At 40.5% G+C, this 15,989-nt stretch carries 14 protein-coding genes and 1 tRNA gene; 10 read left to right on the forward strand and 5 right to left on the reverse strand.

The window, feature by feature from the left end:
* Window positions 1-79: 79 nt before the first annotated feature.
* Window positions 80-331, reverse strand: a complete 252-nt coding sequence (locus QZ998_RS07075) for a helix-turn-helix transcriptional regulator (RefSeq protein WP_296559215.1) — start codon at window positions 329-331, stop codon at window positions 80-82.
* A gap of 203 nt (window positions 332-534) precedes the next feature.
* Between QZ998_RS07075 and polA the strand changes: the two genes are divergently transcribed.
* The 6 genes from polA to QZ998_RS07105 all read left to right on the forward strand — a co-directional run bounded on the left by polA (window position 535) and on the right by QZ998_RS07105 (window position 7,065).
* On the forward strand, window positions 535-3,177 hold the full coding sequence (polA, locus tag QZ998_RS07080; RefSeq protein WP_296559216.1) for a DNA polymerase I: 2,643 nt from the start codon (window positions 535-537) through the stop codon (window positions 3,175-3,177).
* A 12-nt stretch (window positions 3,178-3,189) separates the two neighbouring features.
* Window positions 3,190-3,795, forward strand: coding sequence for a dephospho-CoA kinase (coaE, locus tag QZ998_RS07085; protein ID WP_296559217.1), 606 nt, complete (start codon window positions 3,190-3,192; stop codon window positions 3,793-3,795).
* 114 nt (window positions 3,796-3,909) lie between these two features.
* Window positions 3,910-3,995: transfer RNA gene (locus QZ998_RS07090), tRNA-Leu, on the forward strand.
* A 183-nt stretch (window positions 3,996-4,178) separates the two neighbouring features.
* Window positions 4,179-5,006 (forward strand): DUF1002 domain-containing protein, encoded by an 828-nt coding sequence (locus tag QZ998_RS07095; RefSeq protein WP_296559219.1) that lies wholly within the window; start codon window positions 4,179-4,181, stop codon window positions 5,004-5,006.
* A 315-nt stretch (window positions 5,007-5,321) separates the two neighbouring features.
* Window positions 5,322-6,371: an HD-GYP domain-containing protein gene (locus QZ998_RS07100; RefSeq protein WP_296559221.1), complete on the forward strand. Its 1,050-nt coding sequence runs from the start codon at window positions 5,322-5,324 to the stop codon at window positions 6,369-6,371.
* A 25-nt stretch (window positions 6,372-6,396) separates the two neighbouring features.
* The gene (locus tag QZ998_RS07105) at window positions 6,397-7,065 is read left to right on the forward strand and encodes an adenylate kinase (RefSeq protein WP_296559223.1); all 669 of its coding nucleotides are present in this window, start codon (window positions 6,397-6,399) and stop codon (window positions 7,063-7,065) included.
* Between the two features lie 181 nt (window positions 7,066-7,246).
* Here QZ998_RS07105 and QZ998_RS07110 read toward each other — a convergent pair whose 3' ends face one another.
* Entirely contained in the window at window positions 7,247-7,519 is a 273-nt protein-coding gene (locus QZ998_RS07110) for a DUF5661 family protein (RefSeq protein WP_296559224.1), read from the reverse strand.
* Window positions 7,520-7,744: 225 nt separating this feature from the next.
* Between QZ998_RS07110 and QZ998_RS07115 the strand changes: the two genes are divergently transcribed.
* Window positions 7,745-8,077 (forward strand): Rieske 2Fe-2S domain-containing protein, encoded by a 333-nt coding sequence (locus QZ998_RS07115; protein ID WP_296559226.1) that lies wholly within the window; start codon window positions 7,745-7,747, stop codon window positions 8,075-8,077.
* Between the two features lie 98 nt (window positions 8,078-8,175).
* Here the strand turns inward: QZ998_RS07115 and QZ998_RS07120 are convergent, their stop codons facing one another.
* The 3 genes from QZ998_RS07120 to QZ998_RS07130 form a co-directional block, all read right to left on the reverse strand.
* Window positions 8,176-10,749, reverse strand: a complete 2,574-nt coding sequence (locus QZ998_RS07120; protein WP_296559229.1) for a chemotaxis protein CheW — start codon at window positions 10,747-10,749, stop codon at window positions 8,176-8,178.
* Window positions 10,750-10,935: 186 nt separating this feature from the next.
* Window positions 10,936-12,507 (reverse strand): carboxylesterase family protein, encoded by a 1,572-nt coding sequence (locus tag QZ998_RS07125; protein ID WP_296559231.1) that lies wholly within the window; start codon window positions 12,505-12,507, stop codon window positions 10,936-10,938.
* Between the two features lie 72 nt (window positions 12,508-12,579).
* The gene (locus QZ998_RS07130; protein ID WP_296559233.1) at window positions 12,580-13,824 is read right to left on the reverse strand and encodes a nucleotidyltransferase family protein; all 1,245 of its coding nucleotides are present in this window, start codon (window positions 13,822-13,824) and stop codon (window positions 12,580-12,582) included.
* 124 nt (window positions 13,825-13,948) lie between these two features.
* Between QZ998_RS07130 and QZ998_RS07135 the strand changes: the two genes are divergently transcribed.
* From QZ998_RS07135 to rpmF, 3 genes are all read left to right on the forward strand, one after another.
* Entirely contained in the window at window positions 13,949-15,139 is a 1,191-nt protein-coding gene (locus tag QZ998_RS07135; RefSeq protein ID WP_296559234.1) for an acetate kinase, read from the forward strand.
* Window positions 15,140-15,209: 70 nt separating this feature from the next.
* Window positions 15,210-15,668, forward strand: coding sequence for a DUF177 domain-containing protein (locus QZ998_RS07140; RefSeq protein ID WP_296559236.1), 459 nt, complete (start codon window positions 15,210-15,212; stop codon window positions 15,666-15,668).
* Between the two features lie 33 nt (window positions 15,669-15,701).
* Window positions 15,702-15,881 (forward strand): 50S ribosomal protein L32, encoded by a 180-nt coding sequence (gene rpmF, locus QZ998_RS07145; protein ID WP_084504954.1) that lies wholly within the window; start codon window positions 15,702-15,704, stop codon window positions 15,879-15,881.
* Window positions 15,882-15,989 lie beyond the last annotated feature (108 nt).

A 15,989-nucleotide genomic window follows, 5' to 3' on the forward strand; every position in this document is an offset into this window, starting at 1 on the left:
GCTGACATCAACTAAATACTTTTTTCTTTTACCTGTTTTTTTCTTGAAAACACCAGGGTTTATTAAAGTTACCCCTTTCTCAATCTTTTGTTTCTGTCATTAAAAAATAACCGCTTGACATATTACCAGATTGCTCTTCATATAAAAATAATTCTTCAACAGTCGTTCCAAAAACTCTGGCAATTTTTAGAGCTAAAATTACAGACGGAGAATAATCCCCCCGTTCAATCAAACTGATGGTTTGCCGGGACGCACCGACCAGCTTTCCCAGATCAGACTGATTCAAATTGTTTCGGGCACGATATTCCTTTAAGCGGTTTTCCAATCCCATACGTGTACCTCCTAAGCCTAAACTACAGCTGACATCTAAAATTGTCATACTGACAAATAAAGTTGTCAATACTAGTATAGCTCTGACAATGATTGTTGTCAATATCAGCTTTTAAATTTATTCAATGTTCAATCTGGGTTACTTTTGATATAATAGTTATATTTATTTAATTGAGTAGAATAAAGAAGAGAAAGAGAGCACAAATGAAAAGTATCTTAATCGACGGAAACAGTCTTTTTTACCGAACCTTTTATGCCATCCGGGAAATGTCAAATTCAAAGGGCGTACCAACAAATGCCTTATATGGCTTTGTTAACATATTAGTTAAAATTCAAGAGGAATACCAACCAAATTATTTGGGGGTTGCCTTTGACTTAAAAGGACCAACCTTTAGACATCTCGCCTATGATGACTATAAGGGCGGGCGTCAAAATATGCCCGAGCTGCTAGCAGAACAGTTTGCTATTTTAAAAGAGCTGCTCAGAAAGATGGATATTGCCATCGTCGAGCTGGAAGGTTTTGAGGCGGATGATCTCATTGGCACCCTAGCTAGCATCGGATCTGAAAAAGGGATTGAAACAGAAATTATCACCGGTGATCGGGATGCCTTTCAGTTAGTTGGGCCGAGAACGAAGGTATTGTATACAAAAAAAGGCATCTCCCAATTGGAAGAGGTGGATGAAGCCTGGGTCAAAGACCAGTACGGACTTACTCCCAAAGAGCTGATTGATTTAAAAGCTCTGATGGGGGATAAATCTGACAATATTCCAGGAATAGCAGGAATCGGCGAAAAGACGGCGATTAAGCTGGTTCAGCAGTATGGAAACCTGGAAACCATTTATGAATTGATCGACGAGCAAAAAGGCAAACAAAAGGAAAAAATAGTAGCAGGAAAAGAAGATGCCTTCATGAGCCGAATGCTAGGAACCATCAAATTGGATGTCCCCTGGCAAGGTGACTTTGAAGAACTAGCCTTTCATAATATCTTTACTCCTGAGAGTATTGCCTTACTTAAAGAATTGGAATTCAATACCCTGTTGTCAAAAATAGATGCTGCTGAAGCAGTGGAAACCATCCAAAAATCAGTCGACTTCGATTGGATCAAAACAGCCGCAGATATGGAACGTTTATTTAGTGATTTGAGAAACACCAAAGAAGTGATCATCTATTATCATCAAGAAACGACACAGATTTACTTGGCACTGGGAATCGACGACCGCTATTATTATCTAAACCCTGAGGCCGTTGACGGTTTGAAATTCTTTGAAAGATTTAAAAATCTGCCCAATATTTGCTCATTGGCAATTACCAGTCAGGACCTAAAGAACTTGATTCATATCTTTCATAAAAATGATATCAAAGAAGTCAAAGAAGCCTTTGATACCTATATTGCTACCTATCTTTTGAGCCCCGGAGATCAGCGCTATGATTTGAAATCGGCTGCCTATCAGTATCTTAATCGGGCCATTCGGGATGATGAGGAGATGTTCGGAAAAGGCAAAAAATTGGTGACGGCGAAAGGCCTTGATGAACAGCTGTTGGCCGATTATATGATCAAAAACTGCGAAACCATCAAAGACTTAAAAACCGTTCTGGAAGAAGAGCTCAATCAAACAAAAATGATGACCTTATTTAAAAACATGGAGATGCCTTTACTGGAAGTGATGGTGTCGATGGAGGAGCTGGGTTTTAAAATTGACTTAGAGCAGCTGGAAGTTTTATCCAGTGAATTTGAAAACAAGCTTGCCAGCCTCACCAATGACATCTATGAACTGGCTGAAACAGAAAGCTTTAACATTAATTCACCCAAACAACTAGGTGCTGTCCTTTTCGAACAATTAAAACTGCCGGTGGTGAAAAAGACTAAAACTGGCTATTCGACCAATATCGAAGTGCTCGAACAGCTCATTCATTTTCATCCAATTATTGAAAAAATTATTGAGTATCGGATGCTGTCTAAATTGGATTCAACCTATGGCCGGGGTCTGATGGCCTTTGTTGATCCCAAAACCCATAAAATATATTCGACCTTTAATCAGACTGTAGCAGCAACCGGACGACTTAGCAGTTCCAATCCCAATTTACAGAATATTCCGGTAAAAACAGAAATGGGACGAGAAATCAGACGGGTATTTGTGCCATCGGCGACCGATCGAATGTTGGTCGATGCCGATTATTCTCAGATTGAACTTCGGGTTTTAGCCCATCTTTCTGGAGACGAGAATCTGATTGACGCCTTCAAAAAAGAACAGGATATCCATACCCGAACCGCCTCTGAGATTTTTAACGTTTCCTTAGATGCGGTCACCAGAACCCAGCGGGGCCAGGCCAAAGCGATCAATTTTGGATTAATCTACGGCAAGCAGGCCTTTAGTCTGGGAAAAGATCTGGGGATCTCCAGAAACGAAGCTCAGGACTATATTAATCGGTACTTTGCCCGTTATCCGAAGGTTCAGGACTATATGGAAAATGTCAAAAGGCAAGCCAAAGATGAGGGCTATGTCACCACCATCTGGGGAAGAAGACGTTATATTCCGGAAATGAACTCCAGAAACGCGATGTTAGTTCAGGCCGGCGAAAGAATGGCCTTGAATACGCCTATCCAGGGGAGTGCGGCGGATATTATTAAACTCGCGATGATCAAGGTGTATAATCGTTTAAGGACGGAAAATCTGGAAGCTAAACTGATCTTGCAAGTCCACGATGAATTGATCATCGATACCCCGAAAAATGAACAAGAGCAGGTCGTGAGACTGATTAAAGAAGAAATGGAAGCGGCGGCTAAGCTTTGTGTGCCACTGACTGTTGATGTGAATACCGGGATGTCCTGGTATGATGTGAAATAGCAGGAGCAGGTTATGAGAGTAATAGGCTTAACCGGTGGGATTGCTTCAGGTAAGTCGACCGTCACAGATATCTTAAAAAAACGTTTCAATTATATTGTCATTGACGCTGATCAATTAGCCCGACAGGCAGTCGAGCTGGGAAGTCCTGGTTTAGATAAAGTTGCAGCAGTTTTTGGACAGAAAGTTCTTAACGAAAATGGTGAACTAAACCGCAGCTTAATGGGCGAGCTAATCGCTAACGATCAACAGACCAGAAAGATACTTAACAGCATCGTTCACCCGGAAATAAAAAAACTGTATGATCAGCAGATTCAGTATTATGAATCGGTTGGTGTGCCCGCGGTTTTTTTTGACTGCCCGCTGCTTTTTGAAAGCAACCTTCAAAATACAGTGGATGAGACCATTCTGGTGGTAGCCGATAAGGAGATTCGGATTAGACGGATAATGGAAAGAGATCAGCTGTCCCGAGAACAGGCTATAAAGCGTATCGAGATGCAAATGTCAGATGAGGAAAAAATCGCACTGGCAGATACGATCATTGAGAATAATGGCAGTCTTGATGATCTGTTGATTATGATAAATATCTATTTTTCAAATCGAAAGCTCTGGACAGACTAAATACCAACAGCAGAGTGGACAAGCAAATAAAGTTTTGCAAAACAAAAAAAATAGTTGATATTTTTACTTCATTCCATTATAATAAGAAACAGGGTCAAAACACCTGTTTCTTATGCGAGGATGGTGGAACGGCAGACACGCAGGTTTGAGGGATCTGTTGCAGCAATGCAGTGAGGGTTCAAATCCCTTTTCTCGCACCAATATTAAATAAAAAAGTCGATTGCACAAGCAATCGGCTTTTCTTATTTATAAGGCAGAAGCAGCTAAAATGGCCAAAAACTGTGTTTAATTCTAGAAATTAAGTTAAAAATTAGGATTAATTGTTATGATTATCAAGTTAATATAACAGATTTTTAAAAGACAGAAATTAATCGAGGTGAAGAATGAAAAGGAAAATAATATCAGGAATTTTAGCGATTGTATTATCGATGGTAATGATGAGTCCCGTACTGGCCGATTCAAAAAGTGCTAGTGTTGCCATTGGAGCCGATAATACCGAAGCACAACTCAAAACAGTTTATGGTTATTTCAATATCAAAAGAGGTGATGTTGAAGAAATCGTTGTAACCAATGCGGATGAGCGAGAATATTTAGAAGGTTTGGTTTCCCTTGATAAAATTGGAACCCTGGCCCTATCGAGTGTGTATGTTCAGGAAAAATCATCGGGAGGAATTGATCTGGAATCCCACAACATTGATTGGGTAACCGACAAGATGTATGAATCCGCATTGGGAACTGCCGGCATCAAAAATGCGAAGGTCATTGTAGCGGCTTACACACCAGTGTCGGGAACAGGCGCATTAACCGGTATTTACAAAGCCTATGAGGCGGCAACCGACACCAGTCTTGATGAAGCTGCAAAAACAACCGCGGTTGAAGAGGTCGTTGTTGTTGGTGAACTTCAAGATGCCATTGGTGATGATGCCGTCAATATCATCAATAGTTTAAAAGGTGAGATTGCCCAAACAAAAACCATGAGTGATGATGAAATTCGGGAATTGATTATTGTGACAGCCGAAAAATATGATACGGTTTTGGATGATCAGCAAATTGAAGAGATATTGAGCCTTGTTAACAAATTTAATGAGCTGAATATGGATCCGGATACATTCCTTAAGCTAGTTGAAGCTGGCCAGAGCACCCAGGGATTTTTTCAGAAAGTATCGACTTTTTTCGAGGAAATCGGAAATTTTTTCAGTAATCTTTTCTAGGCATATTTAGATAGAGATCAAAAGATGTATAATGTTCAAATGTTTCAAAAAATATGACGCCATGATAGTCCAACCGACTATGATGGCGTTTTATTTTGGTTTAAGCATCAAACGTTTGCAAAAATTTTATTGACAAAAATTGAGTAAAAAGATATCATCGTATTTAAGGAAACAAACTTTAATCCAGATAAAACTAACTTTTTAGTTTATAATTATAAATAAATCAACTATTTGACCATTTTGCCATTCAAAGAAGAGTGGTTTTCTAATGGTTACTGTGGAAGGACTATCATGAGATTTGTGCCAATATTTTGCTTGCGAGAAGGAATGATCAGTGCCTCAGATTTATTTGGGGAACTAGGAGAGCTGATTCTTGCGAGAAAAACTGTTTTAGATGAAATAATAATTAAAAAAATCCGTCAGTATAAATGTAATGGTCTTTATATCGAAGAGGAACAGGGAATTAACATACCGATCGTCAATACGATTAACAGCAGCTTGAGAACGAAGACAGTCAACGGAATCAAAGAGATATTTATTTGCAAAGAAAATAACCTGCCGGTTCCACAAGAGCAGTTTGCGGAAATGGAAAATCAGGTTGAGACCATTGTAGACGTGATTTTAAAAAACAAAGAAATGATGCTGAATATGGTCGATTTGAAAGTCTTTGATGACTATACCTATTTTCATTCGGTGAATGTTGCCGTATTATCGATCGGTCTGGGGACGGCGATGGGTCTTGATAAAACGGATTTATGCAATCTTGGGTTTGGAGCCTTGCTTCATGATATTGGAAAGGTTTTTGTACCTAAAGAGATTTTGCATAAACAGGGACCTTTGACGGACATTGAGTTTTCAGAAATGAAAAAGCACTCTTACCTCGGCTTTGAATACCTAACTAAGGAATATGTTGGCAGTGTCGGTGCCCAGGCGGGAATACTAGATCATCATGAAAAATTCTCGGGTGGTGGTTACCCCAATAATGCCAAGGGAGATAAGATTTCCTTATATGGCAGAATTATATCGATTGCCGATGTTTATGATGCCCTAACATCCGATCGACCTTATCGCAAGGGGTTGCTACCTTCAGAAGCCGTTGAATACATCATGGGAGGTTCTGGAAACCTGTTTGATCCGGATCTGGTTAATCTGCTTGTCAGGAAAATCGCACCATATCCGATCGGAACCCCGGTTAAATTAAGTAATGGCTTAGCTGGTGTGGTGACTGACAATTTTGAAAGTTTTTGCATGCGTCCCAATATTCGGATTTTTAAAAATGGCGACTATGAAGTCAAACCCTTTGATATCTGCCTGGCCGATCGGAGAGCCCTTAATATTACGATTGTTGATTATACCAGGCCGTGAGATTAATTTCTGGAGGTAATTTGTTTTGAGAATTATTTTATTAGGAACACCCGGAGGCGGAAAGGGAACCCAAGCAAAACTAATTTGTGATCATTTTGCGATACCCCATATTTCCACAGGAGCTATTTTCCGAGAAAAAGTTAAAGAAGGCACCGCGTTAAGTCGCGAAATCAGCAGCTATACCGGTACCGGTCAGCTTGTCCCTGACCCGATAACAATTTCGCTTGTGGAAGAACGATTAACAAAAGATGATTGCAAAAATGGGTTTTTACTGGATGGATTTCCCCGTGATAAAAAGCAAGCGGAAGCCCTCGACCGAATCATGAATAAAAAAAACAAACAAATCGATTTCGTTTTTCTAATCGATGTTCCCAAAGAAATGATCGTCGATCGTATTTTAGGTAGACGGGTCTGCCCTAAGTGCGCTGAAAGTTATCATATTAAATACAATCCACCTAAGGCGCCGGGACACTGTGATGTTTGCGGAACCGCATTGATTCACCGGGCTGATGATCAGGAACAAATAATCCTAGACCGATTGGCTATATATAATCAAACAACACAGCCGATCCTGGAGTTCTATGAAACAAAAGGAATTCTTCATAAAATAAAGGGTGATGGCGGGATCCAGGAAATATTTTCCCAGCTCAACGAGATAATCGAAAAAGTGCAAAAAAAGCTTAATAGGAAATAAGCCCTCAGGAGCATTGATTTTCGGATCAGATTAAGTAGCGCGTTTGATAAACAGATCTAAAAGTGTCATAAACGGCTTGTTTAAAAATTTAAAATATGATAAAAAAGAGCGCTCCTAAGTTTTAGAGACGCTCTTTTTTAATTTGTTGGAGACAGGAGGGGCGGAATAACCAATTAGTTAATTATTTACCTTCCCAAAATGCTTCGGCTTCTTTTTCCATTTTTTCAAGACGGGTATAATAATCAGGAAACTCATTTAAATGAGCCAGGGCAATTTTGCCGGTGATGAAAGGGTCATCGCCGGTTACGTTTGTGCGGGAATTGTCAGTGCCATGCTCAAGCTCAACATCCATTCCCATTCGAAACTGCTCTATATCAAATTTACTCCAACTTATTCCAAGCATTCTACCCGTTTCTTTTGCCTGTTCGGCTGTAAATACTTTTTTTGCTGACATAAAATCACCTCTTCTACAAATTTTTTAATATGACGATTTTGGTTTGATTCTTAATGACATAATACCCAATGACTTAATACCCATTATAATAAATAAACAACCCATAATAGGCAAGAATAAAAAATTTGTCAATTAAATGAGGAAGGCGTTTCGTTTCGAAGTTTACTAAAAGGGTAAATAGATAACAATAAAGCTAAACAATAATTCAAAAAATGGAGGAGAAAAATGGGATTTCAAAAAGTTGCTGAAATAAAGGAGTTTGAAAAAACTGAGAAAAAACTGGTCGAAGTAGGAGACAAAAAGATTTTACTGACAAAGGTGGATGGCGCTTATTATGCAGTATCCAATAAATGTCCGCATATGGGCGGATCGCTATTTAAAGGCAGCTTAGAGGATGGGGTCATCACCTGTCCAAGGCATGGCGCAAAATATGATGCCAAGACAGGTAAGGGTTTAGGAAAACCGAAGATCTTATTTATCGAATTCAAAATGGAAAATAATCGTAGCTATCCGGTTAAGGTTGAAGACGGAAAGATACTAATTGATATTGATAGTTGAATAAACACAAAAATAAAAAATCCCAGATGCACAGAAGACATTAGCAGCACCTGGGATTTTTTTGAGCTGAGGTTCGTTTTTATTGGTAGGACTTTGAATTATTCATTTACTTGCTTGGATTCCAGTAGCGGAAGGGCTGCATCCAGATCTTCTTCGACGTGGTTTTCAACCAACTTTTCAAGAATGATCTGAGGATCCATTTCCAGAATCGTTCGTTCAGAGCCGTCAGTTAAACAAATAATACCGGTGATTGCCGAAGAGATTTCAACCGGTTGAATGTCATTAGTATTAATTTCAAGTACGCTTACCAGTTTTTCAACCTGTATCGCAATCATTTCTTCTTCAGATAGCTGAAGCATCAATAGGTGGAAGGCGTTGAGGCTGGGTTGGTCTTTATCAAAAAGTGCCAGGGCATCGACAACCGCATAATAGTGATCGTTAAATTCTACAGCCCCCCGGATTACCGCGTTGGTTCCTGGGACGGAAATCATTTTGCTCGCTTCTAATGCTTCAACAACGTAGGATTGCTCCAAACCATAGACCTGTCCATTGATGACAAAGGTCGCCAGTTTTTTATGTTCATTCGTCATAGAAAAAGCAAAATCGGACTGTTCGATCTCTTTATCATTATTCTTATTGATCGTAATTTCGGCATAGTCGGCCATTTTTTCAAAAACAAAGGCAAGGACATCATTATGATATCCGTCTGAGTTTTTATACTCCCGATAACAGGATGAGCAGGCACAGCCAATTGAATAATAACTATTTTCATAAACTAAGATTTCGGAACGGGTTTTGGCGTTTGGTACGGTAAACAGGTCATCTGGTAAATCTAGAATTGTACCAACTTGATAGGCATCATTGGTCGATGACAGGATCGTTTTTTTACGGTCGGTAAATACCGCAAAGGTGCTGTTGTCTGAATGAAGCGACTCTTCCAGGATGGTCTTAAATTGATCTTCACTGTCAAATACGATCCCAATTCCGCCGACGGTTCGGTTGTGATTGTGATAATCAGTAATTGAGGCACCATAGATGTAGGTATGGCGATGATCGTATAGCTCGGTCTTATCAAATGGCGAAACAAAGTATTTTTCTGGTTTCGTGTTTGCTAATATTTCATTGATATAGGAGTCAGTCAGGGTTTTACCAATATCTTCGCTGCGATTAGGGTTGGAAACGGCAATAATGGTACCAGTTTTATCAAAAACAAATAAATTGCTGTAAACCGTGTAAAGATCATTGATATAGATTAGAATATCAGTTAATTGTTTTTTGTCTGCTGTTGTGATGTTTTCTTTAGCCAGAATTCTTCGAATGGTCGAATCCAATGCCCACCAACGGCAATCATTGGCGCGTTCGTAGAGATTTCGATCCATGATATCGACAGAAAGCGAAGCCAAAAAGCTGGTGTCGACTAGGCTGGTTGACACGACGGTTGAAAATAGATTGGAAACCGAGCTTTGGAACAAACTGCTGGTATTGGTGCCAATTCGCCCGATTGCGCGTAAGATCGGTTTTAAACGGGAATACTCGGCGTCAATACTGTCATCTCTGGCAATGATCTGACCATTATAGACAATCCGCTTAAGTGAGCCATTGATCGTTTGGGTTTTATTGATAATTTCATTGAGTTCAGTGGAAAACGAATCAGCCTGGTGCATCAGGCCTGTCGTGACCGAGGAGTCAATGCTCTTGAGATTTCGGTTATCCCGAAACGCAAGGTTGAGGGGGATCATGACGTGTCCCTTCCAACCAAGTCCATAATATTTCTGATACCCTTGGGTAGCAATTGTTTTCGAAATATAATCCGAACCGCGATAATAGACAACACCGTTGACACCAGATTCGACTGGTTCAACAAGGGTGCCCACAGGCACATGATTCTCATCACTGCTGGCGATAACGATATTCGCTCCATCAATGATGGTCATAACGGAGCCATCGTAATCATTGGTTAGCTTTTCGAAAATCTGAGCCATTTCATTTTCGAATCGAAAGCATAAACAGATTAGACCAATAGCCTGGGATGTGCCTTCGCGACAGATCCGACTGGAAAAGATGTGGGAATTTTTATCGCCGAATTGTAGTTTTGAATTTTTGAAATATTCTACGAAACTTTGTTCGCCGTCCATTGTTTTGATCAGATTAGGTCCTTTAATCTGTTTTCCCAGAATTTCATTCTGTTCATCGAGATTGGCTAACACCCGATAATTATTGTCCAGCACGATAATATCTTCATAAACAGAATATTTGGCGACGTACTCGCGCATTCGGGCTAAGATCACATTGCGGTCGCTTTCGCTCCGGTCATTATTTTGGACAAAGCGGCGAATGTCATCATCGGTCGCCAGGAAACCGATGTCAGCAGTTCGTTCAAATAGGTTGCGAATCAGAATATCAATGGCAACCTGAGTTTTTGAAATAATTTTTTGCTCCATTTTTTTTAGTTTTTCAGAAACAAGGGTGTCAATCAGTTCTTCTTGTAAATCGATAAAACCGCTTTGAATTTTTGTCATATTAGGGAGAACACTTTTGGATTGGATGGGACAATTAATCTCGGAAAGCAGTTTAATATTATCCCACTGGTCATTCAGATCAGAAATGCTCTTATTACATTCCTGGACGTCGGGCATGTAATTTAAAAAATCTTTTTGGTTGTAGATAATCATCTTTTATCTCCTCACTTAATAAAAAAGATGCTTAACGGTAAAGTCATCCCAAGCTAAGCATCATTGCTATAAACATAGTCTTAGGTAAATGTAACATTATTTTTGTTTTTTGGCAAGATAATATAGAAAGAATAGCGGAACAAAATGCCGTTTCAGTAAGCAACCTGCAGGCGACAATGCGTGGGCTTATAAATCAATATTACCGTCAAACATCAGTGTTTCCAAAAATTCCAAATCTTCCTGGTTAGGGAGGTTTTTGCTGGAAAGTCGCGTGTCAAAAACCATGATATATTTATTCTCCGGATCGAATTTCGGCCAGACAATCTGCCCCTTGTATTCTGCTTTAAAATTAGGATTGCCATACTTAATAAAATTGACCCATGATTGTTGCATGACCCAGGACAAATTGCTGATCTTGGTGGCGCGTCGCTGTCCGATGCCGTTGCCAAATACAAAGAGCAACTCCATGCCATGAGCGGTATTAAGTCCAACGATTTTCAGGATCGCCGGATCAAAATCAAAATTGTAGAAATAGACATCTTGCTCCAATTGCGCATATTGCTTTGCGATCATCACCATGCCAATTAAAAAAGCAGCATAAGTATAAATTTCTAAAGCCCGGTCAAGAGGGGGATGGTCATCATCGACAAAAAAATGATCCAGTGCACTAGGTGCATTTTGAGAACCAAAGATATGATAACAGAGCATCTGATAAATACCCAGATTGGTGTGGCCTTTAATAAATAAGGAGGATTCATCGGTGTTATAACCAGCGAGGATTTTAACCTTGTTAACCTCGCCGTTTTTCAATGCCTTGACCGGGTCTTTGGGGAGCACTACTCCATCGAAGACTGGCCAAAAACCGAACGCTTTAGGAACTGTTGATTGATCTGATTTGACCATCGAAAGGGCGGCAAAAATGTCTCCGGGTAGCGCTCTCAGTTGATCTAAACCATCTAAAGAATCGGCAATGCCATATAAATCGCATAAGAGCTTTCCATTAGCCATCGTTTTTTGTAAATTCCCCCGATTAAGGGCAGAAAAAGCTGAAATAGAAAAAATTGATCCGCTTTCAATTACTGCCTGATGAAAAAGACCTTTGGCCAGCGGTGAAAGCATTAGTGCAGTGACACAATAGGCTCCGGCGGACTGACCGCCGACCGTCACTTGATCAGGATCACCGCCAAAGCTTTCAATGTTAGTCTGAATCCATTGCAGGGCTTGGATTTGATCCAGTATTCCGTAATTTCCAGTGGTTCCGGCTTCCTCAAGCAATCCTTGGGTTGCAAGAAATCCCAGAGCCCCCAACCGATAATTAATGGTGATCACCACCACCCCTTCCTGAGCCATTCGGCCGCCGTCATAAACCATTTCTGAACCAGAACCGGAAGAAAAAGCGCCGCCGTGGATAAAAACATAAACCGGAAAACGCTCTTCTGGGGTCAGCGCTGGCGTCCAGACGTTTAGAAATAGGCAGTCCTCGCTTTTGCCATCCATTTGATAGGTGCCAGGAGAATCAAGGGTAATGCCACCCATTTGAAGCGAGGAATCGCCGTATTTTGAGCAGTCGCGGACATCTTCCCAGGGCGGCATCGGTTCGGGTGCTCTAAATCGCCGCTTGCCAATCGGAGGCATGGCGTAGGGAATTCCTTTATAACAGGAAATACCCCTTCGGAAGTGCCCTTGAACAGGTCCGCAGTGAGGCTTGAGGATGGGTCGTTTTGGCAGATCCGTTTTATCGGTGGTAAAAAATGGCATGATGGTCTCCTTTTACTGTATAAGTTAGGTTGTGAAAAAAATATCGCAATGATCGTGAGTTGCTGTTCTGATTTAGTATTGAACCGGACTTTGAGTGTAATCGCGATGATAAGAATAATCATTTTCGTAAAATTGATTATGATAGTCGGTCGCTCGGCAATCGTAGTATAACATTTTTTGTTGGGTCGGGGTTAATGAAAAGTGACTCTTTTTTAAATTCGTTAAAATAGGTAATTGATCACGATCCTTAATCGCTTTTAGGATGGCTTTACCCTTTTCATTAAAACCCAGTACCCGTAGGTACGGAACAAAGGAGTCAGATTGAAAAGCGCTTAAGACTTCCTTGTCCAGCTCCAGGAGCCGATTAGATAAGATCCGACACACCCGGGTTTTAGGAATGCGCTTCGAGATAATCGCGTTGATACATTCGTCGAGCGTTGTGGCCATTTTCAGAGCATCTCTGATCTTATGCTCAAGACCTTCACTGACATAGGGGGTGTTTTTCAAATGACCCACGTCATGGGAAAGGATCTGCAGCCGCAGGGCGTTGAGAAAATAGTCGTCGCCGTTGGGATTATAATTCTTTTTAAAGGGCAGAATCAGATCTTCACTTAAATAGGGAAGTTTGTTATCCAGTGCTTTAAGAATAGCGGACTCTGATGCTGGGTTGGCAAGGGCATCACATAGTATCTTTCGAATCCCGCTGGCACTGAGAAAGTTTGAAGGCAATAGACTATGATAAGCTGCTCCCTGACGTTTTACTGTCATTGACAGGGTGTCGCTTTGGGTTTTATGGAGGGCTTTTAGATACTCAAGGGCGAGAATGTTGTTGGGTGTTTTTAAGAGATCACCAGCGTCATCACCTAAATAGGAACGAATTGCCAGTTCTCTGGCTTTAGGGAAGGAAACCCCAGATGATAACGCCTTTTTAAGGAAGCTTTTGAATGCTGTTGGTTCCTTAACCAGTATCTTAGCTAGATTGTTTAAAGGACCGATATGGCCAAATTCGGAACCAAAGGAGAGCACGTCAATGACACCAGTCGCATTAAAAATTTTAACCCCGCCAGACGCAAAGGCTTCGGCACTTTGGCAAGCGTAACCAAAGGGCAGCTCGCAGACCAGATCAGCACCGGCAGACAGTGCCAGCCGGGTGCGTTCCCATTTGTTTAGTAGTGCAAATTCGCCCCGTTGGGTCAGGCTGCCGCTCATTAAAACCAAGACATGGTCGCACTGGCTTACGTTTTTTGAGGTTTCAATTTGCCAGGCATGTCCCAAGTGGAATGGATTATACTCAGCGATAATACCCAGAACTTTCATACTGGTCTCCTTCTTGTTAAAAAAATAGCAATAAAACAAAAAAAACGTGCATTCTCTTGTTATAACTGTTATTATATAAAACATATGAAATCTTATCAATGAAAAACTAAGGAGAGTAATTTTTATGAATGTTCTTGTTATTAACTGTGGTAGTTCTTCATTAAAATATCAATTGCTTGATATGACCACTGAAGAAGTTTTGGCAAAGGGTTTAGTCGAAAGAATCGGTATTGATGGATCTGTTTTGATTCATGAAGCGCCCGGTCAAGACAAGGTAAAATTGGAACAACCAATGAAGACGCATAAAGAAGCCTTGAATCTTGTCATGGCAGCTTTAGTCGATCCCGCTCATGGGGTAGTGAAATCGCTGGACGAAATTGCAGCGGTCGGACATCGAGCCGTTCATGGTGCTGAAACCTTCTCTGATTCAGTCGTTATAAATGATGACGTTATCAAAAAATTGGAAGAATGCTCGGAACTGGCACCACTTCACAATCCTGCAAATCTAATTGGGATCAATGCTTGTCGGGAATTACTGCCAAATATACCAATGGTCGCAGTATTTGATACCGCCTTCCATCAAACATTGCCTGGGGAAGCCTACATGTACCCACTTCCATATGAGTTATATGAAAAATTCAAAATCAGAAAATACGGCTTCCACGGAACATCCCATAAATTTGTCAGCCAGGCGGCGGCAGATTTATTGGGCAAGAAAATTGAAGATCTAAAACTGATTTCTTGTCATTTGGGTAACGGAGCCAGTCTCTGTGCCATTAAATATGGCAAATCAGTCGATACTTCAATGGGATTAACCCCACTGGCCGGATTGCAGATGGGAACACGTTGTGGCGATATTGATCCTGCAATTGTCCCTTTTCTTGTTAACAAAGGCTACACAATTGATGAAGTGGACACCCTGATGAACAAAAAATCTGGTGTTCTAGGAGTATCTGGGATCAGTTCAGATTTCCGTGATGTAGAAAGCGCAGCAAACGGTGGTAATAAACGAGCGCAACTGGCTCTGGATATCTACCACTATCGCGTTCGTACTACCATTGGTGCTTATGTTGCGGCAATGGACGGTGTTGATGGTATTATTTTCACCGCTGGCTTAGGCGAAAACTCGACTACTTCGCGGGCGGCAATTTGCGGCGGTTTAAAATACTTGGGTATTACTTTAGATCCAGTAGCAAATAGCAAACGCGGGGAAGCAACAATTATTTCTGACAAAGACTCCAAAACAACCGTCATGGTTATTCCAACCAATGAAGAATTAATGATTGCAAGAGACACCTTGGCTTTAGCTAAATAATGTAAAGTATTTCACTTGACAAAACGGGCAATCGTCTATATAATGATGATTGCCCGTTTGGAGTGATAAAATGAATTTTGAAATCAATAAGCTATTGCAGGAAAAAATAATCCCTTTTGAATTTGTTGTAAAAAATACGGATTTAAGTGATATAGAGGGAGAACTGGATGAACATGAAGCCTTAGTATGTGGAACAATCGAGAAAATATCGAAAGGTAATTTTTTGGTGAACTTCACTATTGAGATGACGATGATCTTTCCCTGTGCGCGTTGCCTAGAACCAACCCCAATCAATTGTCTTTATGACTATACGGATACGGTAACGGTTGAAGATGATGAAGCAATACTTGATTTATTGCCCATTGTTGAAGAATGCATTTATATTAATGAACCTTTCCGTGTTCTGTGCAGTGAAGATTGTGCGGGTTTGTGTCCAAAATGTGGCAATAATTTAAATCACGAGCAATGTGAATGTGACAAATTTGGTGATTATGATCCGCGATTTGAAGCGTTGAAAAATTTGTTGTAAGTGAAATGACTTTACTATTAGGAGGTGTGAGTGATGGCTGTACCAAAGAGAAAAACTTCTAAGTCCAGAAGAGACAAAAGAAGAACACATTACAAATTAAATATTCCAGGAATGAGTACTTGTCCAAAATGTGGTGAAATTAAATTGCCTCATCGAGTTTGCAAGTCTTGTGGCACATACAAAGACGTTAGCGTTATCAGCTTTAACGAATAAACAGAGTCTAGACTCTGTTTTTTCTCTATCTGGGATTATTTTATGCCCGGATATTTTTATCGATAGTATTTACTGAATAGCTTTTTTCTGGGATAATAGACAGACATA

It is taken from the genome of uncultured Acetobacterium sp. (assembly GCF_927416815.1).
Lineage (GTDB): Bacteria > Bacillota > Clostridia > Eubacteriales > Eubacteriaceae > Acetobacterium.

Excerpts from the sequence above, each read along its gene's own strand:
- QZ998_RS07095 (WP_296559219.1), top strand. The coding sequence starts at position 4,179 with ATGAAAAGGAAAATAATATCAGGAATTTTAGCGATTGTATTATCGATG.
- QZ998_RS07130 (WP_296559233.1), bottom strand. The coding sequence starts at position 13,824 with ATGAAAGTTCTGGGTATTATCGCTGAGTATAATCCATTCCACTTGGGA.
- coaE (WP_296559217.1), top strand. The coding sequence starts at position 3,190 with ATGAGAGTAATAGGCTTAACCGGTGGGATTGCTTCAGGTAAGTCGACC.
- polA (WP_296559216.1), top strand. The coding sequence starts at position 535 with ATGAAAAGTATCTTAATCGACGGAAACAGTCTTTTTTACCGAACCTTT.
- QZ998_RS07135 (WP_296559234.1), top strand. The coding sequence starts at position 13,949 with ATGAATGTTCTTGTTATTAACTGTGGTAGTTCTTCATTAAAATATCAA.
- QZ998_RS07125 (WP_296559231.1), bottom strand. The coding sequence starts at position 12,507 with ATGCCATTTTTTACCACCGATAAAACGGATCTGCCAAAACGACCCATC.
- QZ998_RS07075 (WP_296559215.1), bottom strand. The coding sequence starts at position 331 with ATGGGATTGGAAAACCGCTTAAAGGAATATCGTGCCCGAAACAATTTG.
- QZ998_RS07140 (WP_296559236.1), top strand. The coding sequence starts at position 15,210 with ATGAATTTTGAAATCAATAAGCTATTGCAGGAAAAAATAATCCCTTTT.
- QZ998_RS07110 (WP_296559224.1), bottom strand. The coding sequence starts at position 7,519 with ATGTCAGCAAAAAAAGTATTTACAGCCGAACAGGCAAAAGAAACGGGT.
- QZ998_RS07120 (WP_296559229.1), bottom strand. The coding sequence starts at position 10,749 with ATGATTATCTACAACCAAAAAGATTTTTTAAATTACATGCCCGACGTC.
- QZ998_RS07115 (WP_296559226.1), top strand. The coding sequence starts at position 7,745 with ATGGGATTTCAAAAAGTTGCTGAAATAAAGGAGTTTGAAAAAACTGAG.
- rpmF (WP_084504954.1), top strand. The coding sequence starts at position 15,702 with ATGGCTGTACCAAAGAGAAAAACTTCTAAGTCCAGAAGAGACAAAAGA.